The sequence below is a fragment of the Kingella denitrificans ATCC 33394 genome (genome assembly GCF_000190695.1).
Lineage (GTDB): Bacteria > Pseudomonadota > Gammaproteobacteria > Burkholderiales > Neisseriaceae > Kingella_A > Kingella_A denitrificans.
Genome location: NZ_GL870929.1, coordinates 805,624 through 825,249 on the forward strand (window position 1 = coordinate 805,624; position 19,626 = coordinate 825,249).

The window sequence follows — 19,626 nt, forward strand, 5'->3', positions numbered from 1 at the left end:
GAAGATTCAACACACAAAAAGTGCAGGCTGCTTTTTCACACTTCAAAAGCAGCCTGCACTCTCATCAACACATCATTTCTCCAAATGTGCCAGCGGCAACGCAGTCGTATGCTTGATTTCCTTCAGCACGAAGCTGGATTTCGCGTCCTGCACGCCCTCGTGCGAGAGCAACACATCCAACACAAAATGCGAAAACGCATTCATATCAGTAAAAAACGCGTGCAGCAGATAATCCGCCTCGCCCGTCAGCGCAAAACAATACAGCACCTCGTGCCACGTATGCACCGCCGATTCGAAATCCTGCCGCGACTGTGCCGACTTATCCGTACTCACACGGATAATGACCTGCAAACCCAAGCGCAGGGACACGGGCGAAAGCAACGCGGCATAACGCCGGATAATGCCCATATCCTCTAACTGCTTCAGGCGGCGCAAGCACGGCGAGGGCGACAAAGCCACGCGCTCGGACAATTCCACATTGCTCAAACGCCCGTTTTCCTGCAACACCTGTAAAATTTTCAAGTCAATCCTGTCCAATGTGATCTCGGACTGCGACATACTACTGCCTCCATTTCCCTTTTTTATATCTTAAAACTGCTAAATATGTATTCGATAGACGGCCAATTAAAATCGCAATGATGATACGGTGTTGCCCATTCCTGTTCCAACCAACCGTACCGAGTACAACCAAACGGGATTTTTACAATTCCCGCTACAAATATTACGCTGACTACGCAATATACGCGACAAAAATTTCAGAAACCGCTAAAATTTCTTCTTTTTATGCACTTTTCCCCACAGGATAGCCAAAAATGACCCCGAATATCCCTCCCGTTAACGAAGAAATGAAAAAATTCATCCACGGCCTGCTCACCCACATGGTCAAAAATAAAGGCTCGGATTTATTCATCACCGCCGGTTATCCGCCCGCCATGAAATTGGACGGCAAACTCACCAAAATCACCGACAAACCCCTCACCGCCGAACACACGCAGCAAATCGCCCGTTCGATTATGGACGACAAGCAGGCGGAAGAATTCTTCACCACCAACGAATGCAACTTCGCCATCAGCCTGGCCGGCGTATCGCGCTTCCGCATCAACGCCATGGTGCAGCGCGGCGCCACCGCCTTGGTGTGCCGCGTGATTACCAGCGAAATCCCCAAATTTGAAAACATGCACCTGCCGCCCGTTTTGAAACAAGTGGTGATGGAAAAACGCGGCCTGGTAATTTTTGTCGGCGGCACAGGCTCGGGCAAATCCACCTCGCTCGCCGCCATGATTGGCTACCGCAACGCCAACAGCTACGGTCACATTATCACCATCGAAGACCCGATCGAATTCGTCCATCCGCACCAAAACTGCATCATCACGCAGCGCGAAGTGGGCGTGGACACGCAAGACTGGTTTGCCGCGCTGAAAAACACCCTGCGCCAAGCCCCCGACGTAATTTTGATTGGCGAAATCCGTGACCGCGAAACCATGGACTACGCGCTGGCGTTTGCCGAAACCGGCCACTTGTGCATGGCCACGCTGCACGCCAACAACTCCAACCAAGCGCTCGACCGCATCATCAACTTCTTCCCTGAAGAGCGCCGTACCCAACTGCTGAACGATTTGTCTTTGAACCTGAAAGGCTTCATCTCGCAGCGTCTGATTCCGCGCAAAGGCGAAAAAGGCCGCGTGGCCGCCGTGGAAATCCTGCTCAATTCGCCGCTCATCTCCGAGCTGATTTTGAAGGGCGATATTCACGGCGTAAAGGAAATCATGGCCAAATCGCGCGACATCGGCATGCAGACCTTCGACCAAGCCCTGTTCGATTTGTATGAAGAAGATTTGATTACCTACGACGACGCGCTAAAAAATGCCGATTCGGTCAACGACCTGCGCCTGCAAATTCAATTAAACAGCAAAAAAACCGCCACCGCAGGTTCCGGCAGCGCGCTGGACAATCTGGCATTGACCGATTATTCATCGGACGAATAAACGCTTGTTTCAACGATTGAAAAAGCAGCCTGCACTTTGAACACCCAAAAGGAAGTTTGGTATGGAATTGATTTGGTGGCAATATCTGGCCATTGTCCTCTTGGGCACGCTGGCAGGCATTATCAACATCATGGCGGGCGGCGGCAGCAACCTTATCCTGCCCGTGCTGATGATGTTCGGTATTCCGCCCGACATCGCCAACGGCAGCAACCGTGTCGGTATTTTCCTGCAAACCATTACCGGCATACGCGGTTTTGCCAAAGCCGGAAAAATCCCGCCACGCCGCCAATGGCAGGCAGTGCTGGTGCCGACCCTGCTCGGCGGCATTGCCGGTGCGGTGGCGGCCTCCGTGCTGCCGAACTGGATATTGAAACCCACGCTGCTGCTCAGCATGCTGACGGTGGCCACCATCGTGCTGGTCAAGCCGCGCCTGTTTGAAGTGCAGGCTGCTTCGATACCGCAGCCGCTGCGGCCGCATTCTTGGATATTGCTGTTTTTCATCGGTATTTACGGCGGCTTTGTCCAAGCGGGCGTGGGCTTGTTGATGCTGCCCGTGTTTGCAGGCCTGTTGGGTTACGATATGATACGCAGCAACGCACTCAAACTGCTTTGCACCATGGGCTTCACCACCGCCGCCTTTCTGATTTTCATCGTGCAGAGGCAAATTTGGTGGGGCGTGGGCATTGCATTAGCGGCGGGAAACACGCTGGGCGCGATGATCGGCGTGCGTTTGGCGTTAAAGCTGCCCGTCCGCACCGTGCGCTGGCTGATTTTTGTGATGACGCTGGTGGCCGTAATGCTGGCATTGTTCAAATAACACAAGGATAAAAAATGAAAATGAAATGGATGACACTCCCACTGCTGACATTGCTGCTTAGCGCATGCGGCAAAAACACCGACTCTATCGGCGAAGCCTCCACCGTGTTCAACCTGCTGGGTAAAAACGACCGTATCGAAATCGAAGCATTCGACGACCCTGACGTACACGGCGTATCGTGCTTTTTGTCGTACGCCAAAAAAGGCGGCCTGCGCGAAACCGTGAACCTGGAAGAAGATGCGTCCGATGCCAGCGTATCGTGCGTGCAAACCGCGCCGCTGGTCACGTTTGACGAGCGCGTGGTGGCCAAGCCACGCCAAGTGTTCAAACGCAATGCCAGCTTTGCCTTCAAAAGCCTGCAAATCATGCGTTATTACGATGCCAAACGCAAAGCCTTCGCCTATATGGTGTATAGCGACAAGATTATCCAAGGCTCGCCCAAAAACTCGCTCTCCGCGTTTTCGTGTTACAGCGCGCCGGCCACCCAGCCTGCCGTTACCGCCAGCGAACCGGGCCGTCAAACCTTCGGCGGCTGCGTGATTGAAACGGCGCAGTAACCTGCCGCCAAAAGCAGCCTGCACTTGCCGTGCCGTTCGTAAAACTTCAGCACGCAATGTTAAAATCCATTAAAATAGCGCTTTTTGCGGCGCATAGAGAAGGAAACCGTCATGACCGACTGCATTTTCTGCAAAATCAAAGATAAACAGATTCCTGCCGACGTGGTGTACGAAGACGAACACATGCTCTGTTTTAAAGACATCCAGCCGTCCGCGCCCGTGCACCTGCTGCTGATTCCGAAAACACATTTGGATTCGCTGGCGCACGCGGAAGCAAAATACGAAGCCTTATTGGGCAAGATGATGCTGAAAGTGCCGCAAATCGCCGCCGATGCAGGCCTGACCAACGGCTTTAAAACGCAAATCAACACAGGCAAAGGCGGCGGGCAGGAAGTGTTCCACCTGCATATCCATATTTTAGGGCAGCCTGCACATTAACAAAAACAAAGGCGTCTGCCGTGTGCAGGCTGCCTGCATGATTTTTTAAATACCATTTTGAAAGGAATGTTCCATGGGTTTGAGTTCTATTTGGCACTGGATTATCGTGCTGGTGATTGTGGTGCTGATATTCGGCACGAAAAAATTGCGCAATGTCGGCAAAGACTTGGGCGGCGCTGTGCACGACTTCAAAGAAGGCTTGGACAAAGGCAGCCATCCCGAATCGGCCAAAAAAGACGATGTGATCGAACATGAGTCCGACCAAAACAAGTCTTAAAAAATGTTTGATTTCAGTTTAACCGAAATGATGTTGGCAGGCGTTGTGGCTCTGGTGGTTTTGGGGCCGGAACGCTTGCCGGTCGTTGCGCGCAAAGCGGGTCAGTGGATGGCCAAAATCCAAAGCCTGGCCGCCGGTGTGCGCTCGGAATTGGCGGCGCATGCCGAAGTGGCGGAATTAATCAAGGTCAAACAGGAACTGGAAGAAACATCTGCCGAAATCCAGCAGGATTTGCAGAATTTGAGCAAGCAGGTGGAGCAGAATTCACAGGAAATCGCCGAACATCTGCACGACAGCGTCCCCGCATGGGAGCGGCTGCCCGAACAGAAAACGCCGGCGGATTTCGGCTTGGAAGACAGCACTGCTGCGTACAGCGCCCCTGCGCCCGCCCTATCCTCCGCCATCACGCCCAGCCGTTCCATCGGCACGGCACACACGCCCACTTTGCGTAAACGGGCTTTGTCGCGCAAACGGGATATGCGCCCGCGCCACCGTCCGACACCGAAATTAAGGATCCGCCGATGAGCGAAGAATTGCAGCCTGCAGGCGGCCAGGCACAGCCGCTGATCGAACATTTGCTGGAATTGCGCCGCCGTTTGGTTTGGGCGGTTTTGGGCATTGCCGTGTGCTTTTTCGCCATCGTGCCTTTTGCCCAAACGTTATATTCGTTTGTGGCGCAGCCGCTGATGAGCGTGCTGCCGAACAACACCAGCATGATTGCCACCGATGTGATTGCGCCGTTTTTCGTGCCGATTAAAGTGGCCTTGATGGCGGCATTTCTGGCCGCGTTGCCCAACACGCTCTATCAGATTTGGGCGTTTGTCGCCCCCGCGCTCTATCAAAACGAAAAGCGGCTCATCGTTCCGCTGATTTTGTCCAGCATCATTCTGTTCGCCGCCGGGATGGCGTTTTGCTATTTCCTGGTCTTCCCGATGGTGTTCAAATTTTTTGCCGGAATGACACCGCTGGGCGTGAGCATGGCCACCGACATCGACAAATATTTGTCGTTTGTGCTGGGTATGTTTGTGGCGTTCGGGCTGACGTTTGAAATCCCTGTGGCCGTGGTGCTGCTGTACCGCATGGGCGTGATTACTTATCATCAACTCACCGCCGCGCGGCCGTATCTGATTGTGGCGTCGTTCATCATTGCCGCCGTGGTCACGCCGCCCGATGTATTGTCGCAAATCATGTTGGCCGTGCCGATGATTTTGCTGTACGAAATGGGGATTTTGGTATGCCGCATCGTGAAACCGCGCGCGGTTGGCGGGGCGGACGATGATTCGGAAGAACCCCAATCATAAAACCGTTCGTAATATGAAGTGCAGGCTGCTTTTGAAGGCGTATCCAAAAGCAGCCTGCACTTTTTCGGCGTGATGGTTAGGAATGTTCTGCTTCCAATTGGTTGTAAATCTCCACCAAAGAGCCAATCAGCAAATCGGGCTTGGTGGTTTCATGTTCGGACAACGCCGCCATATCGCCATAGCCGAATGTAACGCCCGCTACCGGGCAGCCTGCATCTTTGGCCGCCAGCATATCGTTGCGCGAATCGCCCACCATCAGCATATTCTGCGTTTGAATGCCCAGCACGCCGGCCACATGGCGCAGCGGCTCGCCGCTCGGTTTGCGCACGTTCAGCGTGTCGCCGCCCACCACGATGCTGAAATATTGCTCCAATTTCAAGGCTTTCAGCAGTTTTATTGCCAGCAAATCGCTTTTGTTAGTGACCACCGCCAAGGGAATGCCCAAAGATTTCAGCAAACCCAATCCGGCTTCGGTTTCGGGATACGGCCGCGTCTGGTCGGCAATATGGTCGGCATAATACCGCAGGAACACTTCGCTGCCGCGCTCGAACAGAGACAGGTCCGCCTGACCGTGCTCATCATCGGTCAGAGTGCGGTTCACCAAAACGGCAATGCCGTCGCCCACATAACTGCGCACCGTTGCTTCGGGCAGCCTTTCCATACCCAAAACCGCGCGCATTTCGTTGGCGGCGGCAGCCAAATCGGGCACGGAATCCACCAAAGTGCCGTCCAAATCAAAAGCTACGGCCTGAACGTGCGGAATATGAATCATACTGTCTCTCCTAATGGTTAAACACGGCGTCGGATAACGTGCAGGCTGCTTTTCAAAGCCCGAAAGCAGCCTGCACTTTTCAAGATTACGGCTGCTCCGTCAAAGCGCAGCCGCTTTTCGGCTTATTGCCCAGAATATTGATAACTTTGCGTGCAGGCTGCTTTTCTTCTTCATCGCGCGGCGCGGCAAACGACACCGTTTCGCTGTCGAACGCCAAATCGCCGCCGTGCTTCAATTCTTGGCCGCGCTGCAAACCGGCAAAATCAAACAGTTCCGTGTCCGCCAAATGCGAAGGCACCACGTTTTGCAATGCCGAAAACATGCTCTCAATCCGGCCGGGGAAACGCTTGTCCCAGTCTTTCAGCATATCGCCGATGACCTGCCGCTGCAAATTCGGCTGCGAGCCGCACAGGTTGCACGGAATAATCGGAAACTGCTTCAATTCCGCATATTTAATCAAATCTTTTTCTTTCACATACGCCAGCGGGCGGATGACGATATGCTCGCCATTGTCGCTCACCAGCTTGGGCGGCATGGCCTTGAGTTTGCCGCCGTAAAACATATTCAGAAACAGCGTGGCCAAAATATCGTCACGGTGGTGTCCCAGCGCGATTTTGGTACAGCCCAATTCCTTGGCCGTGCGGTACAGGATGCCGCGCCGCAGACGGCTGCACAGCGAACAAGTGGTTTTACCCTCGTCCAATACCCGCTTCACCGTGGAATAAGTATCCTCTTCCACGATTTTGAACGGCACACCGATGGACGTCAGGTATTCCGGCAACACGTGTTCGGGAAAGCCCGGCTGCTTTTGGTCAAGGTTCACGGCCACCAGCTCGAAATCAATCGGCGCAGAGGCCTGCAACTGGCGCAGAATATCCAATAGCGCATAGCTGTCCTTGCCGCCGGAAAGGCAGACCATGATTTTGTCGCCGTTTTCAATCATCTGGAAATCGTTGATCGCATCGCCCACCGCGTGGCGAAGGCGTTTGTTCAATTTATTGTTTTCTAATTCTGTTTTGGTTTTTTTCGACATAATTTCAAATACGGGGAGAATCACTCTGAATCGGCAGATTATAGTACAAAAGCAGCCTGCACATTGAGAAAATTCTGCCCCGCACCGCCGGCGGTATATTTCAAACTACATCAGACTACATTTTTTGCAGAAATTTCGCTTTTTATGCTGACACAGGCAAGGTATCAAGAGTAGAATAGCGCAAAATGCTGCAATATTCCTGCGCATAAGCACCGTTTGTGCAGAAACACATTCCTTCCAACTAAATTAAAAGGCATCGCCATGATGAATGAAAAAAACCGCTTTTCTTATTTATTCGGCTCAAACGCTCCTTATATTGAAGAACTTTACGAAGCCTATTTAAGCGATCCCGATTCCGTCAGCCCTGAATGGCAGGGCTATTTTCGCGAATTGGCGGCACTGCCCGGCGCAGTCGAGCGCGACGTGGCGCACCGCCCCATCCAAGAATCGTTCGCCAACCTGGCAAAACGCCACAATATTGCCGCGACTGCCGGCGCGATTGACGAAGACCTGCTGCAAAAACAAATTGCCGTATTGCGCCTGATTTCCGCCTACCGCATTCAAGGTTCCGGCGCGGCCAAACTCGACCCGTTGGGCTTGAAAGCGCCGCGCAACGTGGAAGGCCTGCAACCGGAAACACACGGTTTGACCAATGCGGACATGGCGGTGCAATTCAGCCTGGGCGAAGGCGATTTCGGCGGTGCCACCAAACTTACCCTGGCCGACATCATCAGCAAACTGAAACAGACGTATTGCGAACATATCGGCGTCGAATACATGCACATCGAAAACCGTGAAGAACGCCAATGGGTTCGCGATTATTTTGAAAGCCGCCTGTCCACACCGCTCTTCAGTAAAGATGAAAAACGCTACATTCTCAAACAATTAACTGCTTCCGAAACATTGGAGCGCTATCTGCACACCAAATATGTCGGCCAAAAACGCTTCTCCGTGGAAGGCGGCGAAAGCGCGATTGCCGGTTTGAATTACCTGGTGCAAAACGCAGGCAAATACGGTGTCGAAGAAATCATTATCGGCATGGCGCACCGCGGCCGTTTGAACGTCTTGGTCAATACATTAGGAAAGCAGCCTGCAGATTTGTTTGCCGAATTTGAAGGCCGCCAAGAAGCCAAACTGCCCAGCGGCGACGTGAAATACCACAACGGTTTCAATTCCGACATCGCCACGCCTTTCGGCCCCATGCACGTCACATTGGCCTTCAACCCGTCGCATCTGGAAATCGTCAATCCCGTCGTGCAAGGTTCCACACGCGCCAAACAGCGCCGTCGCGGTTCTGACGGGCGCAAACAGGTTCTGCCCGTGCTGATTCACGGCGACTCTGCATTTATCGGCCTGGGCGTGAACCAAGCCACCTTCAATCTGTCCCACACGCGCGGCTACACCACCGGCGGCACAATCCATTTGGTCATCAACAACCAAATCGGCTTCACCACGTCCGACACCCGCGACACCCGCTCCACCGTGTATTGCACCGACATTGCCAAAATGGTGGCCGCACCCGTGATTCACGTGAACGGCGACGACCCTGAGGCCGTGTGTTTCGCCGTGCAGGCTGCTTTGGACTACCGCAACACCTTCCAGAAAGACGTGGTTATTGATGTGGTGTGCTTCCGCAAACTGGGCCACAACGAAGGCGACGATCCAACTTTGACCCAACCGATGATGTACCGCGCCATCCACAAACATCCCGGCACACGCGCACTGTATGCCGAAAAACTGGTGAAAGAAGGCGTATTGACCGAGAAAGAAGCCGAAGGCTATGTAGATGCCTACCGCGCTGCACTGGACAAAGGCGAACATGTCGAAAAAACCCGCCTGACCGACTACGAAAGCAAACACCGTGTCGATTGGAGCAAATACCAAGGGCAAGATTGGCGCGAACAAGTGGAAAGCGGCCTGCCTGCTACCGACATCCAACGCCTGACGGAAAAATTCACCCAAGTCCCCGAAGGATTTGGCTTGCACAATACCGCCAAACGCGTGCTGGAGCAGCGCAAAGAAATGGCGGAAGGCAAACAGCCGATTGATTGGGGCATGGCGGAAACCCTTGCCTATGCCAGCATGGTAACCAACGGCACCGGCGTGCGCATTTCGGGCGAAGACTCCGGACGCGGCACGTTCTCGCATCGCCACGCCGTGCTGCACGACACCAACCGCAGCACGTCCGACACCGGCATTTACACGCCGCTGCAACACATGGCGGACAACCAAGCCCACTTCACCGTCATCGACTCCATCCTGAACGAAGAAGCCGTCATGGCCTACGAATACGGCTATGCCTGCTCCGCACCGAACAACTTGGTGATTTGGGAAGCGCAGTTCGGCGACTTTGCCAACGGCGCGCAAGTGGCCATCGACCAATTCATTTCATCGGGCGAAACCAAATGGGGACGCTTGTGTGGCCTGACCGTCATCCTGCCGCACGGTTATGACGGACAAGGCCCGGAACACTCTTCCGGCCGTCTGGAACGCTGGCTGCAACTGTGTTCTGAGCACAATATGCAGGTCGTGATGCCGTCTGAAGCATCGCAAATGTTCCACATCTTGCGCCGCCAAGCCCTGCGCTCATACCGCAAACCTTTGATTATTTTCATGTCCAAACGCCTGCTGCGCTTCAAAGAATCCATGAGCCCGCTGGAAAACTTCTTGGAAGGCACTACCTTCCGTCCGGTGATTGGCGATACGGTTCAACGCGCAGACAACAAATCCGTACAACGCGTGATTATGTGTGCCGGCCAAGTGTATTACGATTTGGCCAAAGCGCGCGAAGATGCAGGCTTGCAAGACAAAGTGGCGATTATCCGCACAGAGCAGCTTTATCCGTTCCCTTATGCCGAAGCCGAAGCCGAGTTGGCAAAATTCCCGAATGCAACGGAAATTTTGTGGGCTCAGGAAGAGCCGAAAAACCAAGGCGCTTGGTATCAAACACGCCACCGTTTGGAAGCATTGGTAAAAGACGGCCAAAAAGTCCGCTTTGCTGGTCGCCCAGCCAGCGCATCGCCAGCCGTGGGTTACGCCAGCAAACACAAAGCGCAGTTGGAACAACTACTGGCTGATGCCTTGGCATTCGAATAAAATCTGCAGGCTGCTTTTTGCCCCGCCGAAAAGCAGCCACACATTCCACCGACACTACCCTATTGGAGACCATTATGATTATTGAAGTAAAAGTACCTGTTTTTGCAGAAAGTATTACCGAAGGAACGCTGCTGTCTTGGCATAAAAAAGTGGGCGATGCCGTGACCCGCGACGAGACATTGGTCGATATTGAAACCGACAAAGTCGTTTTGGAAGTGCCTGCGCCGCAATCCGGCGTATTGGTTGAAATCGTGGTGCAAGACGGCGAAACCGTTACCTCCGAACAATTCCTGGCCAAAATCGATACCGAAGCCGCTGCCGCTACCGCCGCGCCTGCCGCACAACCAGCTCCGGCTACCGCACAACCAGCTCCGGCTACCGCACCTGCCGCCGAAGCAGCGCCAAGCGCCAACACACAAGCCGGCGTTGCCCTGCCTGCCGCTGCGAAACTGGCCGCAGAAACCGGCGTGGACGTTGCTTCTATTCAAGGTTCTGGCCGCGACGGCCGCGTATTGAAAGAAGACGTGAAAAATGCCGCTGCCAAAGTGCAGGCTGCTTCTGCCGCGCCCGCACTGACCGGCCCACGCCCAGAACAACGCGTACCGATGAGCCGCCTGCGTACCCGCGTTGCCGAACGCCTGCTGGCTTCGCAACAAGAAAACGCCATTTTGACCACGTTTAACGAAGTCAATATGAAACCGGTAATGGATTTGCGCGCCAAATACAAAGAAAAATTTGAAAAAGAACACGGCGTGAAATTGGGCTTTATGTCGTTCTTCGTGAAAGCGGCGGTGGCTGCGTTGAAAAAATTCCCCGTTGTGAATGCTTCGGTGGACGGCAAAGACATTGTGTACCACGGCTACTTCGACATCGGTATCGCCATCGGTTCTCCGCGCGGCCTGGTTGTGCCCATCCTGCGCGATGCAGACCAAATGAGCATTGCCGAAATCGAAAAAGCGATTGTGGATTACGCCGTGAAAGCCAAAGACGGTAAAATCGCCATTGAAGATTTGACCGGCGGCACCTTCTCCATCACCAACGGCGGCACATTCGGCTCGATGATGTCCACCCCAATCATCAATCCGCCGCAATCCGCCATTTTGGGCATGCACGCCACCAAAGAGCGCGCCGTGGTGGAAAACGGCCAAGTTGTCGTGCGTCCGATGATGTACCTGGCATTGTCCTACGACCACCGCATCATCGACGGCCGCGAAGCCGTGCTGACTTTGGTCACCATCAAAGAGCTGTTGGAAGACCCCGCTCGTTTATTGCTGGATTTATAATCTGACAAGCAAAAAAGCAGCCTGCACCCCTCTCCAAAGTGCAGGCTGCTTTCAACCGTTTCATTATTTTGTATTTCCGAAAGAACCCTATGCACACCTCCCGCCTTTCCACACTGGCCCTATGCACCCTGTTGGCCGCACTTGCCGCCTGCAAACCAGAGCCCAAAGAAACCGCCGCACGCACGGAAGTTTCCCAATCGGCCGCCTCGCAGGAATTTGTGCGCCAAACCGAAGCACCGAAGGCGGACGGCACCGTGGGCATGCTGCTGCCCGATTTCGCCCAACTGGTGGCGCGTGAAGGCGGCTCGGTGGTCAATATTCAGGCACTGCGCGACACCAGCAGCAAACGCAGCGCGCAGGAAAGTGCCGACATCGATGCCTTTTCCGATTTTTTCAAACGCATCATTCCCGATGATTCGGACGGATTGGACAGCGATAACGAAGCCAACTTCGGCTCCGGCGTGATTATCAGCGAAGACGGCTATATCCTGACCAACACCCACGTCGTCAAAGACATGGACAACATCAAAATCACGCTGAACGACAAGCGCGAATACCCTGCCAAACTCATCGGCGCGGACGAAAAATCCGACATTGCCCTGCTGAAAATCGATGCCGCCGATTTGCCCGTGGCCAAGCTGGGCAATCCGAGCGAGCTGAAATCCGGCGAATGGGTGGCCGCCATCGGTGCGCCCTTCGGTTTCGACAACAGCGTTACCGCAGGCATCGTGTCGGCCAAAAACCGCACCCTGCCCAATGAAAACTACACGCCATTCATTCAAACCGACGTCGCCATCAACCCCGGCAATTCGGGCGGCCCGCTGTTCAACCTGCGCGGCCAAGTGGTCGGCATCAACTCACAGATTTACAGCCGCAGCGGCGGATTCATGGGCATTTCCTTCGCTATCCCGATTGACGTGGCCATGAATGTGGCCGATCAGCTCAAAGCCACCGGCCGTGTGCAGCGCGGACAACTGGGCGTGATGATTCAGGAAGTCAGCTACAATCTGGCAAAATCGTTCGGCCTGGACAAGCCCACCGGCGCGCTGATTTCCAAAGTCATGCCCGACAGCCCTGCGGCCAAAGCCGGTTTGCAGGTGGGCGACATTATCCGCAGCGTGAACGGCGAAGAAGTCCGTTCGTCCGGCGACCTGCCTTTGACCATCGGCTCGATTGCGCCGGGCAAAGACGTGCAGCTGGGCATTTGGCGCAAAGGCGAACAGCTGAACCTGACCGTTACCTTGGCACAGCAGGACAACACTGTGGCGGAGAACGAGCACAACCGGGCAGACAGCGCGGAAGCGGATAACGACGCCAGCTTCACGCTGCCCGATGCAGGTTTGGGCTTGGTGCTGCAAACAGGCGCTTCGGGCGAATCGTCGCTGGTCGTGACCCGTGCGACAGGTGCGGCGGCGCGTGCAGGCTTGCGGCGCGGCGATGTGATTGTCGAAGTGGGCGGCGTGCGCGTGAACAGTCAGGAAAGTTTGGCGGCGGCATTCAAGCAGGCCGGCAACCAGATTCCCCTGTTGGTGCAGCGCGGCGGCAATTCGCTGTTTTTGGCGTTAATGCTGCCTTAGCATTTCCATGAGCAGCATTTCGGGCTAAAATAAGAACATGATTTGAATGTTACAAAAGCAGCCTGCATTTTCTTTCAGCAGGAAAGTGCAGGCTGCTTTTAGCATTGATTTAATTAAAAAATATGACAAGGACAACCACTATGAAAAAACTCTGCTCCGCCGACCATCCCGTCTGGGCGATGGCATTCCGTCCGTTTTATTTGTTGTGCGCGCTATACGGCGCATTTTCGGTGTTGCTATGGGGCTTCGGCTTCACGGGCACGCGCGCCATCTCGGGCTATCTGTGGCACGCGCACGAAATGGTGTGGGGCTATGCGGGCGGCATCGTCGTGGCATTCCTGCTCACGGCGGTGGCCACTTGGACGCAGCAGCCGCCCATCCGCGGCAAGTTTTTGATGTGGCTGGTGGGCTTGTGGCTGGCGGCGCGGCTCACGGCGTTCCTGCCTTGGGGTCTCCCGACCGGTCTGCTGGGTACGGCATTTTTCTGGCTGGGCGCATACGGCATGTGGCAGTCGGTTTGGGCCAGCCGCAACACGCGCAACTATATCGCCGTTGCCGCCATCGTATTGCTGGGTTGCAGCCATCTGGCGTTCCACTATTACGCATGGGCCGGCGAAACCGAAACCTTGCGCACGGGGCTGTCGGCAGGCATTGTGATGGTGGCAGGCTTTATCGGCTTAATCGGCAACCGCATTATCCCGTTCTTCACCGCGCGCCGTTTGAACACGCCGCAAGTGCAAACCCCGATGAATGCCATGTTGGCCGCATTGGTGCTGCCGATGGCCGCCACCGCGCTGATGATGACACACACCGCCGTCGCACTGGCCGCATGGTTGATTCTGGGTGCAGGCTGCTTGGGCTGTATCCAAAGCTACCGCTGGTTTAACCGCGGCATTTTGGGCGAACCCATGCTGTGGACGCTGCATTTGGGCTATGCCGCTTCATCGCTCGGCATGGTGGTGCTGGCCGTTTCCTTTGCCGCCCCTTCGCTGCAAAGTTTGGGCGTGCACTTGCTGGCCGTCGGCGGCATCGGCTTGCTGACCATCAGCATGATGGTGCGTACCGCGCTGGGACACACCGCCCGCCCGCTCTACCCCGCACCCGCCGGCATGGGCACCGCGTTCTGGCTGATGGTCGCCGCCACCGCCGTGCGCGCATTGGCCGCCGTCATGGCCTTTGTCAATGCCACGGCATACACCCACAGCATCCGCCTGTCCGCCTCCTTGTTCGCCGCATCGCTGCTGCTGTATTTCTGGCGTTACCGCCCATGGCTGACGCAACCGCGCCTTGACGGTAAAGCAGGGTAAAGATAAGTGCAGGCTGCTTGAATATCCGCCAAGCAGCCTGCAGTTTTTATCCATCACACCATTCATAACGGGCACACTCATGACAGCACTCATCCTCCTCGCCATCCTCCTCATCCTTATCGGCGTATCCGGCACCCTGCTCCCCGCGCTGCCCGGCCTGCCCTTTCTGTTTGCCGGCACATGGCTGCTGGCCTACAGCCAAGATTATTCGGTCATCGGCTCGTTTTCCGTGCTAATTGTCGGCGTGATTTGCGCCTTCGGCATGGCGATGGACTTTATGGCCGGCGTGCTGGGTGCCAAATACACCGGCGCCAGCAAAGAAGCGCTTTGGGGTGCGGCCATCGGCGGCGTGGCGGGCATATTCTTCAGCATTCCCGGCATGATTTTCGGGCCCCTTTTGGGCGCGGCTCTCGGCGAATTTCTGGACAAACGCAACCTGCTGCTGGCCGGCAAAGTCGGTATCGGCACGCTGATTGGCTTCATCTTGGGCACGATTGCCAAAATCGGCGCCGCGCTGGTGGTGCTGCTTATTATTTTGGCGCAATATATCGGCCATTGGGTAGCATAAATACAGTGTCTGCCAATCAAAAAGCAGCCTGCACTGTCCTGAAACGGGGTGCAGGCTGCGTTTGTATTGAAGATATTGCACCCAAACGGCTATCCGTTCGGATCGTTTTGTTTGCAGCCTTTAGAAAAACATTAACGGGAACTAACCGTTCAAATATTGGAATTATTCCTAGTGAGATACGAAATAAAATGGAGGTAACATGATATTTGGGAACAAAGATAAATTTGCGATCGAAATAAAAAAACCAACTATCCCATATGATAAGGTACTGATGCCATTAATTATCTGGTTAAATGCCAATCCCGTTGGGACTTTTGAGGATTGGACTTACATTCCAGTATTTATCGGCAGATTAAAACGAGCTATCAATACTCCATTAAAATTACCAGAGAAAATAAAGAAATGTAAAGTACCTAAGATATTTAATTATCTGAACGACTCCGATATAGCCAGTCAGTATTCACTAGGACTGGGTGATTCTTTTGATGATTACCATATGTATTTTTACCATATAGAGGATGATATTTTTCTTATTGCTAAGCTCAAAAAAATTACTGTATTTAAATATAAAGACAAAGATAAAAGCAATATATATTTTTTATGTATTAATAAATATGTTCTGGAAAAAATCGTGCTTGAATTTGAGAGGGGGTTACATATGGATTAAATAGTGCAATTTCATGAATAGGATAATGATTTACAAGAGTTGGTTAATACTGATCATTCATTGCCAAAGAGTGTGCGCATGGATAATAACACCAATACAGTGCCACCAAGGGGCGGAAAGATGGAAGCGAGAATGGCCCGGTTCAAAGACCGCAACACCCAGCTCATTCCAACAACATCGGTAGAAACAACTTAAACTACAATGTGGGGCTGCAACAAAGGGTTAGTAATAATAATGGTACGCCTACGCGATCTCCGAATCCATTGGATAATCCGAATGCTAGACAAGTATCGATAAGAAAGTTTCCTAAAACAGGCGAAAAGTCTGATGCGATTCTTTATCGTGCGGATCATGATGGCAGCATTACCAGCTATGCTACGTATGATAATAAAGGCATGATTGTCAAGAGAGTAGATATGAAGAGGAAAGCGCATAATGATATTACAACTCCACATGTTGTTGAATGGGGTAGGAATACCAAAGCTTCTGATGGTGTCGAGAGAGTAACCTCTCCAAGGGAAAACCCAAGAAAACCTCGCCCTAATGAATTACAATACTAAAAACCAAAAGGAAATAACTGATGAACTTAAATTGGAAATACAAACAATGGAGAGATTCTCAACTTCCAGGTTCTGAGTATCTAGGAATAGATGACTATATTGGCCAAGAAATATATATGGAAGATATTGAAATAATTGGAAATATTTTATATCCATATACTATTGAACATAATGGCGGGGTTATTTTTGCAGGATTAGCTTTAACAGAACAAGATTTTGAGTTAAAGAAACACAGGTTTGATAAGTTTCTTTCGCATAGCCACTCTGTTTCTGATGCCGAAAAAATTATCAATGAATTCCGGTTATACGATATTTTCTTTGGAACTTCAGACAATTCTAGCGATGAAACTTATCAAAATGTGGCTGAAATGATTAAAAAATGCTGGGAGTACCATTTGTTAAGGACATATCCAGATAAAAAATTCATTGTTGAAATTAGTGGAGAATATGAACAGTTTGGTATTACGTTTTATCAAGAACCCTAAGCAAACGTAGGATAGGTACTTGCTGCTCACGCGTTCCATTCCCTAAAGCAGTAGCAACCACGGTAAGTCAAGTCTTTACCGAGTGGAAGCAATCATATATTGTCGGGTCTAGAAACAGAGTTACGACAATTGAACGTTTCTTGGTTGAACGCAATCCCGGCCCGGAAAACAAAGAACCGTGGGCGGGCAAACGCAATCCCAATCACCCGAATTACGACCCCAATTATGTGCCGTATCATATGCGCGACACCAATGGTAAGAAAGGAAATAACCTATGTTTATTGGAATTGGAATGCAATGCGGCTATAAAACTGATAAACGTTTTGGGCAATATCATATTTTATTAAATAGAATATTCAATCAAAATAAAGAAGAACCATGCATCCATTTTAAAACCCTGCATGAATTTTCCATTATATTCAGGGTGGCAGGGGGGAGAGATTGATTTTGATGGTGGTGAGAGGCCGGAACGTTTAAGAAAAGGACGCAATCAGCCTTACTATACAATCGACTTGGTCATTCCCGAAAAAAAACTGGCCTGAAAAAACCGAAACCGAACTGCGCGAATATGTCGCACAAGGCGTTCGGGACTGCTTTGCCTTGTTGCGGGACAAAGCGGTTAAAGCCGGCAAAGTCAAAGATGTGGCAAAGCTGGATGCCGATTTTGAACAAGGCATGGTGCAATTTTTAACCCTGCCTTTGCCAGAACTACCAAAATATTGACCAACAAGCATAGATTAGCTATTTGTAGCGGCATATCCTGTATCTGCAAAAGCAGCCTAAAAATCTCTCTTCGGCAGCCAAACAAGTAGATTCCAATGCCATCAACAGACGGGTTGGTCGCCGTTCATAACTCATCCTTGTATTTCAATACCTTTACTGCGCAGATTTGCCAAGCATTCGGCAAGGTAATCATCGTCATGTTCGTCATAAATCGGGCTGCCGACAGGTTCTTCCGCCAAATCGGGATAGGACGGGCAGGTGTTGCCGCGATGGTTTTTATCGCGCCACGCGGGATCTGGCCGGTAGCCGCGCTGCTGCATTTCGTCCATGATGAGAACGTGATAGGCGTAGAGCAGATAGGGGCTGTGGGCGAAGACGTAGTTGACGGTGGCGTGCGGCCGGCCCCAGCCGTTGCCGCGCAGGGCGGCGCATTCGCGGTGTTGGCCGAGTAGTTGGGCGCGGGGGAGTTGGGGAATAAGGGCTTGGTGCCACAGGCGCATAAATGGAGTCTCTGTAAAAAGTGCAGGCTGCTTTTTGGCAATGGAAAAGCAGCCTGCACATTATTTTCAATCGATGGCGCGGTATTCGCCCGTCCATTCGCCATTGGGCGCGGCGGCATCGGTTTTCATTTTTCCGCTGCGCCGGTCGATTTCATAACTGAACAAACGCGGAGCGGTTGTCGGGTCGCCGCCACATTGGGCATCGTGTTTTTCGCGCACGTCTACCATGTAGCCGTTTCTAGTTTTCTCGGCCATAAACATCAAGCATTCGGTTTTCAGGCTGGTCAGCCGATTGCGTGCCACGGATTCGGACACGCGCTGAATCGCCTGCTCTTCGCTGCGAACGCTTTTGGCATGTGTGGGCAGAGCGGTAATGGCCGACAGGACGGCGAAACAATAGATGTAGATGGATTTCAATTTCATCGTATTTCCTTATCTTGCACTGCAAAAGAACAGGCAGCCTGCACATTGGACATGCAGGCTGCCTGCCGATTCAGCCGTTAAACAGCCAAGGCTGGCTTTGGCGGCGTTGCGTTTCAAACGCCTTGATGTCATCCGCATGCTGCAAGGTCAGGCCGATTTCGTCCAAACCGTTGAGCAGGCAGTGTTTGCGGTGTTCGGTAATGTCGAACTCAAAGGTTTCGCCGCTCGGTGTGGTTACGGTTTGTTGTTCCAAATCAATGCTTAGCTGATAGCCCTCGGCAGCATACACTTCTTGGAACAGCCGCTCCACCTGCTCTTCGGTCAGCACAATCGGCAGCAGGCCGTTTTTGTAGCAGTTGTTGAAGAAGATGTCGGCAAAGCTGGGGGCGATGACGGCGCGGAAGCCGTAGTCGTCGAGCGCCCAAGGGGCGTGTTCGCGCGAGGAGCCGCAGCCGAAGTTTTTACGCGTGAGCAGGATTTGCGCGCCTTGGTAGCGCGGTTGGTTCAACGAAAAATCGGGATTGAGCGGGCGCTTGCTGTTGTCCATGCCCGGCTCGCCGTGGTCGAGATAGCGCCATTCGTCAAAGCAATTCACGCCAAAGCCGCTGCGTTTGATGGATTTGAGGAATTGTTTGGGGATAATCGCATCGGTGTCCACATTGACGCGGTCGAGCGGTGCGACGATGGCGGTAAGTTGGGTAAAGGCTTTCATGGGAATCGTGCTTTGCCATCGGCATTATTGCTGGTTGGAATATTGGACTTTTTCCCAAGATGTGGCATCGCTGCTGATGTGCGCGCGGGTGTCGGCGCAGGCAGCCAAAATCAAAGCGGCAACGGCAAGAATGATGGTTTTTTTCATGTTAAACTTCCTTATATTTCAAAATATTAAAAGTGCAGGCTGCTTTTATCCCCGCACAGTAAAATGCCCCGCGCAAACGGGACATTCTACATTCGCATCACAAATGATTAGTGGCTCATTTTTTGTTGCACGTTTTCAGCACCGCTGCTCACAGCACCGCCCAGCGCGCTTACATCACGACCTGCACCAGAAATGGTGTTACATGCAGACAAAGCCATCAGAGAAACAATAGCCAACAAAGTCAATTTTTTCATTTTGAGCTCCTTAAAAAATATAAATAATATGCAGAAACTGCGCGCCTATCATAAAGGCTGACCGTAAAAAAGACAAGTTTATTTTGGGTGCAGGCTGCTTTTTGGGTTTTCCGGTGGCAAAAAAGCAGCCTGCACACCGTTTAT

Annotated in this window: 24 protein-coding genes; 16 read left to right on the top strand and 8 right to left on the bottom strand. The window is 52.6% G+C overall.

Features of this window, described 5'->3' with window-relative positions; translation table 11 throughout:
* Positions 1-72: 72 nt before the first annotated feature.
* Entirely contained in the window at positions 73-558 is a 486-nt protein-coding gene (locus tag HMPREF9098_RS04030; RefSeq protein ID WP_003782272.1) for an Lrp/AsnC family transcriptional regulator, read from the bottom strand.
* 254 nt (positions 559-812) lie between these two features.
* Here HMPREF9098_RS04030 and HMPREF9098_RS04035 point away from each other — a divergent pair, with 254 nt between their 5' ends.
* The 7 genes from HMPREF9098_RS04035 to tatC all read left to right on the top strand — a co-directional run bounded on the left by HMPREF9098_RS04035 (position 813) and on the right by tatC (position 5,375).
* Positions 813-1,985 carry a PilT/PilU family type 4a pilus ATPase gene (locus HMPREF9098_RS04035; protein WP_003782274.1) on the top strand — a complete coding sequence of 391 codons (1,173 nt, stop codon included), beginning with the start codon at positions 813-815 and terminating at the stop codon, positions 1,983-1,985.
* A 61-nt stretch (positions 1,986-2,046) separates the two neighbouring features.
* Positions 2,047-2,802, top strand: coding sequence for a sulfite exporter TauE/SafE family protein (locus HMPREF9098_RS04040; RefSeq protein ID WP_003782275.1), 756 nt, complete (start codon positions 2,047-2,049; stop codon positions 2,800-2,802).
* Positions 2,803-2,822: 20 nt separating this feature from the next.
* Complete coding sequence (locus HMPREF9098_RS04045) at positions 2,823-3,359, top strand: CreA family protein (RefSeq protein WP_040564709.1); 537 nt, start codon at positions 2,823-2,825, stop codon at positions 3,357-3,359.
* A 111-nt stretch (positions 3,360-3,470) separates the two neighbouring features.
* The gene (locus HMPREF9098_RS04050) at positions 3,471-3,797 is read left to right on the top strand and encodes a histidine triad nucleotide-binding protein (RefSeq protein WP_003782277.1); all 327 of its coding nucleotides are present in this window, start codon (positions 3,471-3,473) and stop codon (positions 3,795-3,797) included.
* A gap of 73 nt (positions 3,798-3,870) precedes the next feature.
* A complete protein-coding gene (gene tatA / locus HMPREF9098_RS04055) occupies positions 3,871-4,074 on the top strand; it encodes a Sec-independent protein translocase subunit TatA (RefSeq protein ID WP_003782278.1) in 204 nt (67 codons plus the stop codon).
* A 3-nt stretch (positions 4,075-4,077) separates the two neighbouring features.
* A complete protein-coding gene (tatB, locus tag HMPREF9098_RS04060; protein ID WP_003782279.1) occupies positions 4,078-4,599 on the top strand; it encodes a Sec-independent protein translocase protein TatB in 522 nt (173 codons plus the stop codon).
* Positions 4,596-5,375 (top strand): twin-arginine translocase subunit TatC, encoded by a 780-nt coding sequence (gene tatC, locus HMPREF9098_RS04065; protein ID WP_003782280.1) that lies wholly within the window; start codon positions 4,596-4,598, stop codon positions 5,373-5,375. Before tatB ends, tatC begins: the two co-directional genes overlap by 4 nt.
* Before the next feature lie 76 nt (positions 5,376-5,451).
* On the opposite strand, the gene HMPREF9098_RS04070 is transcribed toward tatC, so the two are convergent.
* Both HMPREF9098_RS04070 and ttcA read right to left on the bottom strand, forming a co-directional pair.
* Positions 5,452-6,147: a phosphoglycolate phosphatase gene (locus HMPREF9098_RS04070; RefSeq protein ID WP_003782281.1), complete on the bottom strand. Its 696-nt coding sequence runs from the start codon at positions 6,145-6,147 to the stop codon at positions 5,452-5,454.
* Positions 6,148-6,232: 85 nt separating this feature from the next.
* Positions 6,233-7,180: a tRNA 2-thiocytidine(32) synthetase TtcA gene (ttcA, locus tag HMPREF9098_RS04075; protein WP_040564247.1), complete on the bottom strand. Its 948-nt coding sequence runs from the start codon at positions 7,178-7,180 to the stop codon at positions 6,233-6,235.
* Between the two features lie 261 nt (positions 7,181-7,441).
* Here ttcA and HMPREF9098_RS04080 point away from each other — a divergent pair, with 261 nt between their 5' ends.
* From HMPREF9098_RS04080 to HMPREF9098_RS12205, 9 genes are all read left to right on the top strand, one after another.
* Positions 7,442-10,276: a 2-oxoglutarate dehydrogenase E1 component gene (locus HMPREF9098_RS04080; RefSeq protein WP_040564248.1), complete on the top strand. Its 2,835-nt coding sequence runs from the start codon at positions 7,442-7,444 to the stop codon at positions 10,274-10,276.
* 74 nt (positions 10,277-10,350) lie between these two features.
* The gene (gene odhB / locus HMPREF9098_RS04085) at positions 10,351-11,559 is read left to right on the top strand and encodes a 2-oxoglutarate dehydrogenase complex dihydrolipoyllysine-residue succinyltransferase (protein ID WP_003782290.1); all 1,209 of its coding nucleotides are present in this window, start codon (positions 10,351-10,353) and stop codon (positions 11,557-11,559) included.
* Between the two features lie 89 nt (positions 11,560-11,648).
* Positions 11,649-13,136, top strand: coding sequence for a DegQ family serine endoprotease (locus tag HMPREF9098_RS04090; RefSeq protein WP_040564249.1), 1,488 nt, complete (start codon positions 11,649-11,651; stop codon positions 13,134-13,136).
* A gap of 140 nt (positions 13,137-13,276) precedes the next feature.
* Positions 13,277-14,443, top strand: a complete 1,167-nt coding sequence (locus tag HMPREF9098_RS04095) for an NnrS family protein (protein ID WP_003782294.1) — start codon at positions 13,277-13,279, stop codon at positions 14,441-14,443.
* A 79-nt stretch (positions 14,444-14,522) separates the two neighbouring features.
* The gene (locus tag HMPREF9098_RS04100; RefSeq protein WP_040564250.1) at positions 14,523-15,011 is read left to right on the top strand and encodes a DUF456 domain-containing protein; all 489 of its coding nucleotides are present in this window, start codon (positions 14,523-14,525) and stop codon (positions 15,009-15,011) included.
* A gap of 199 nt (positions 15,012-15,210) precedes the next feature.
* The gene (locus HMPREF9098_RS04105) at positions 15,211-15,678 is read left to right on the top strand and encodes an Imm42 family immunity protein (RefSeq protein ID WP_003782297.1); all 468 of its coding nucleotides are present in this window, start codon (positions 15,211-15,213) and stop codon (positions 15,676-15,678) included.
* Positions 15,679-15,941: 263 nt separating this feature from the next.
* Positions 15,942-16,238 carry a polymorphic toxin type 24 domain-containing protein gene (locus HMPREF9098_RS11370; protein ID WP_169309621.1) on the top strand — a complete coding sequence of 99 codons (297 nt, stop codon included), beginning with the start codon at positions 15,942-15,944 and terminating at the stop codon, positions 16,236-16,238.
* A gap of 20 nt (positions 16,239-16,258) precedes the next feature.
* Positions 16,259-16,723, top strand: coding sequence for a hypothetical protein (locus HMPREF9098_RS04110; protein ID WP_003782299.1), 465 nt, complete (start codon positions 16,259-16,261; stop codon positions 16,721-16,723).
* A gap of 274 nt (positions 16,724-16,997) precedes the next feature.
* On the top strand, positions 16,998-17,168 hold the full coding sequence (locus HMPREF9098_RS12205; protein WP_232617956.1) for a hypothetical protein: 171 nt from the start codon (positions 16,998-17,000) through the stop codon (positions 17,166-17,168).
* Positions 17,169-17,577: 409 nt separating this feature from the next.
* Here the strand turns inward: HMPREF9098_RS12205 and HMPREF9098_RS04120 are convergent, their stop codons facing one another.
* The 5 genes from HMPREF9098_RS04120 to HMPREF9098_RS04135 all read right to left on the bottom strand — a co-directional run bounded on the left by HMPREF9098_RS04120 (position 17,578) and on the right by HMPREF9098_RS04135 (position 19,482).
* Positions 17,578-17,946 (bottom strand): TIGR02328 family protein, encoded by a 369-nt coding sequence (locus tag HMPREF9098_RS04120; RefSeq protein ID WP_003782304.1) that lies wholly within the window; start codon positions 17,944-17,946, stop codon positions 17,578-17,580.
* A gap of 66 nt (positions 17,947-18,012) precedes the next feature.
* Positions 18,013-18,369, bottom strand: a complete 357-nt coding sequence (locus HMPREF9098_RS04125; RefSeq protein ID WP_003782306.1) for a hypothetical protein — start codon at positions 18,367-18,369, stop codon at positions 18,013-18,015.
* A 70-nt stretch (positions 18,370-18,439) separates the two neighbouring features.
* A complete protein-coding gene (gene leuD, locus HMPREF9098_RS04130) occupies positions 18,440-19,081 on the bottom strand; it encodes a 3-isopropylmalate dehydratase small subunit (RefSeq protein WP_003782308.1) in 642 nt (213 codons plus the stop codon).
* Positions 19,082-19,105: 24 nt separating this feature from the next.
* A complete protein-coding gene (locus HMPREF9098_RS11940; RefSeq protein WP_003782309.1) occupies positions 19,106-19,228 on the bottom strand; it encodes a lipoprotein in 123 nt (40 codons plus the stop codon).
* Between the two features lie 107 nt (positions 19,229-19,335).
* Positions 19,336-19,482, bottom strand: a complete 147-nt coding sequence (locus tag HMPREF9098_RS04135) for an entericidin A/B family lipoprotein (RefSeq protein ID WP_003782311.1) — start codon at positions 19,480-19,482, stop codon at positions 19,336-19,338.
* Positions 19,483-19,626 lie beyond the last annotated feature (144 nt).

Bases quoted from the DNA above. Each gene is read 5' to 3' on its own strand.
- HMPREF9098_RS04030 (WP_003782272.1), bottom strand. From the start codon at position 558: ATGTCGCAGTCCGAGATCACATTGGACAGGATTGACTTGAAAATTTTA.
- HMPREF9098_RS04035 (WP_003782274.1), top strand. From the start codon at position 813: ATGACCCCGAATATCCCTCCCGTTAACGAAGAAATGAAAAAATTCATC.
- HMPREF9098_RS04040 (WP_003782275.1), top strand. From the start codon at position 2,047: ATGGAATTGATTTGGTGGCAATATCTGGCCATTGTCCTCTTGGGCACG.
- HMPREF9098_RS04045 (WP_040564709.1), top strand. From the start codon at position 2,823: ATGAAATGGATGACACTCCCACTGCTGACATTGCTGCTTAGCGCATGC.
- HMPREF9098_RS04050 (WP_003782277.1), top strand. From the start codon at position 3,471: ATGACCGACTGCATTTTCTGCAAAATCAAAGATAAACAGATTCCTGCC.
- tatA (WP_003782278.1), top strand. From the start codon at position 3,871: ATGGGTTTGAGTTCTATTTGGCACTGGATTATCGTGCTGGTGATTGTG.
- tatB (WP_003782279.1), top strand. From the start codon at position 4,078: ATGTTTGATTTCAGTTTAACCGAAATGATGTTGGCAGGCGTTGTGGCT.
- tatC (WP_003782280.1), top strand. From the start codon at position 4,596: ATGAGCGAAGAATTGCAGCCTGCAGGCGGCCAGGCACAGCCGCTGATC.
- HMPREF9098_RS04070 (WP_003782281.1), bottom strand. From the start codon at position 6,147: ATGATTCATATTCCGCACGTTCAGGCCGTAGCTTTTGATTTGGACGGC.
- ttcA (WP_040564247.1), bottom strand. From the start codon at position 7,180: ATGTCGAAAAAAACCAAAACAGAATTAGAAAACAATAAATTGAACAAA.
- HMPREF9098_RS04080 (WP_040564248.1), top strand. From the start codon at position 7,442: ATGATGAATGAAAAAAACCGCTTTTCTTATTTATTCGGCTCAAACGCT.
- odhB (WP_003782290.1), top strand. From the start codon at position 10,351: ATGATTATTGAAGTAAAAGTACCTGTTTTTGCAGAAAGTATTACCGAA.
- HMPREF9098_RS04090 (WP_040564249.1), top strand. From the start codon at position 11,649: ATGCACACCTCCCGCCTTTCCACACTGGCCCTATGCACCCTGTTGGCC.
- HMPREF9098_RS04095 (WP_003782294.1), top strand. From the start codon at position 13,277: ATGAAAAAACTCTGCTCCGCCGACCATCCCGTCTGGGCGATGGCATTC.
- HMPREF9098_RS04100 (WP_040564250.1), top strand. From the start codon at position 14,523: ATGACAGCACTCATCCTCCTCGCCATCCTCCTCATCCTTATCGGCGTA.
- HMPREF9098_RS04105 (WP_003782297.1), top strand. From the start codon at position 15,211: ATGATATTTGGGAACAAAGATAAATTTGCGATCGAAATAAAAAAACCA.
- HMPREF9098_RS04110 (WP_003782299.1), top strand. From the start codon at position 16,259: ATGAACTTAAATTGGAAATACAAACAATGGAGAGATTCTCAACTTCCA.
- HMPREF9098_RS12205 (WP_232617956.1), top strand. From the start codon at position 16,998: ATGTTTATTGGAATTGGAATGCAATGCGGCTATAAAACTGATAAACGT.
- HMPREF9098_RS04120 (WP_003782304.1), bottom strand. From the start codon at position 17,946: ATGCGCCTGTGGCACCAAGCCCTTATTCCCCAACTCCCCCGCGCCCAA.
- HMPREF9098_RS04125 (WP_003782306.1), bottom strand. From the start codon at position 18,369: ATGAAATTGAAATCCATCTACATCTATTGTTTCGCCGTCCTGTCGGCC.
- leuD (WP_003782308.1), bottom strand. From the start codon at position 19,081: ATGAAAGCCTTTACCCAACTTACCGCCATCGTCGCACCGCTCGACCGC.
- HMPREF9098_RS11940 (WP_003782309.1), bottom strand. From the start codon at position 19,228: ATGAAAAAAACCATCATTCTTGCCGTTGCCGCTTTGATTTTGGCTGCC.
- HMPREF9098_RS04135 (WP_003782311.1), bottom strand. From the start codon at position 19,482: ATGAAAAAATTGACTTTGTTGGCTATTGTTTCTCTGATGGCTTTGTCT.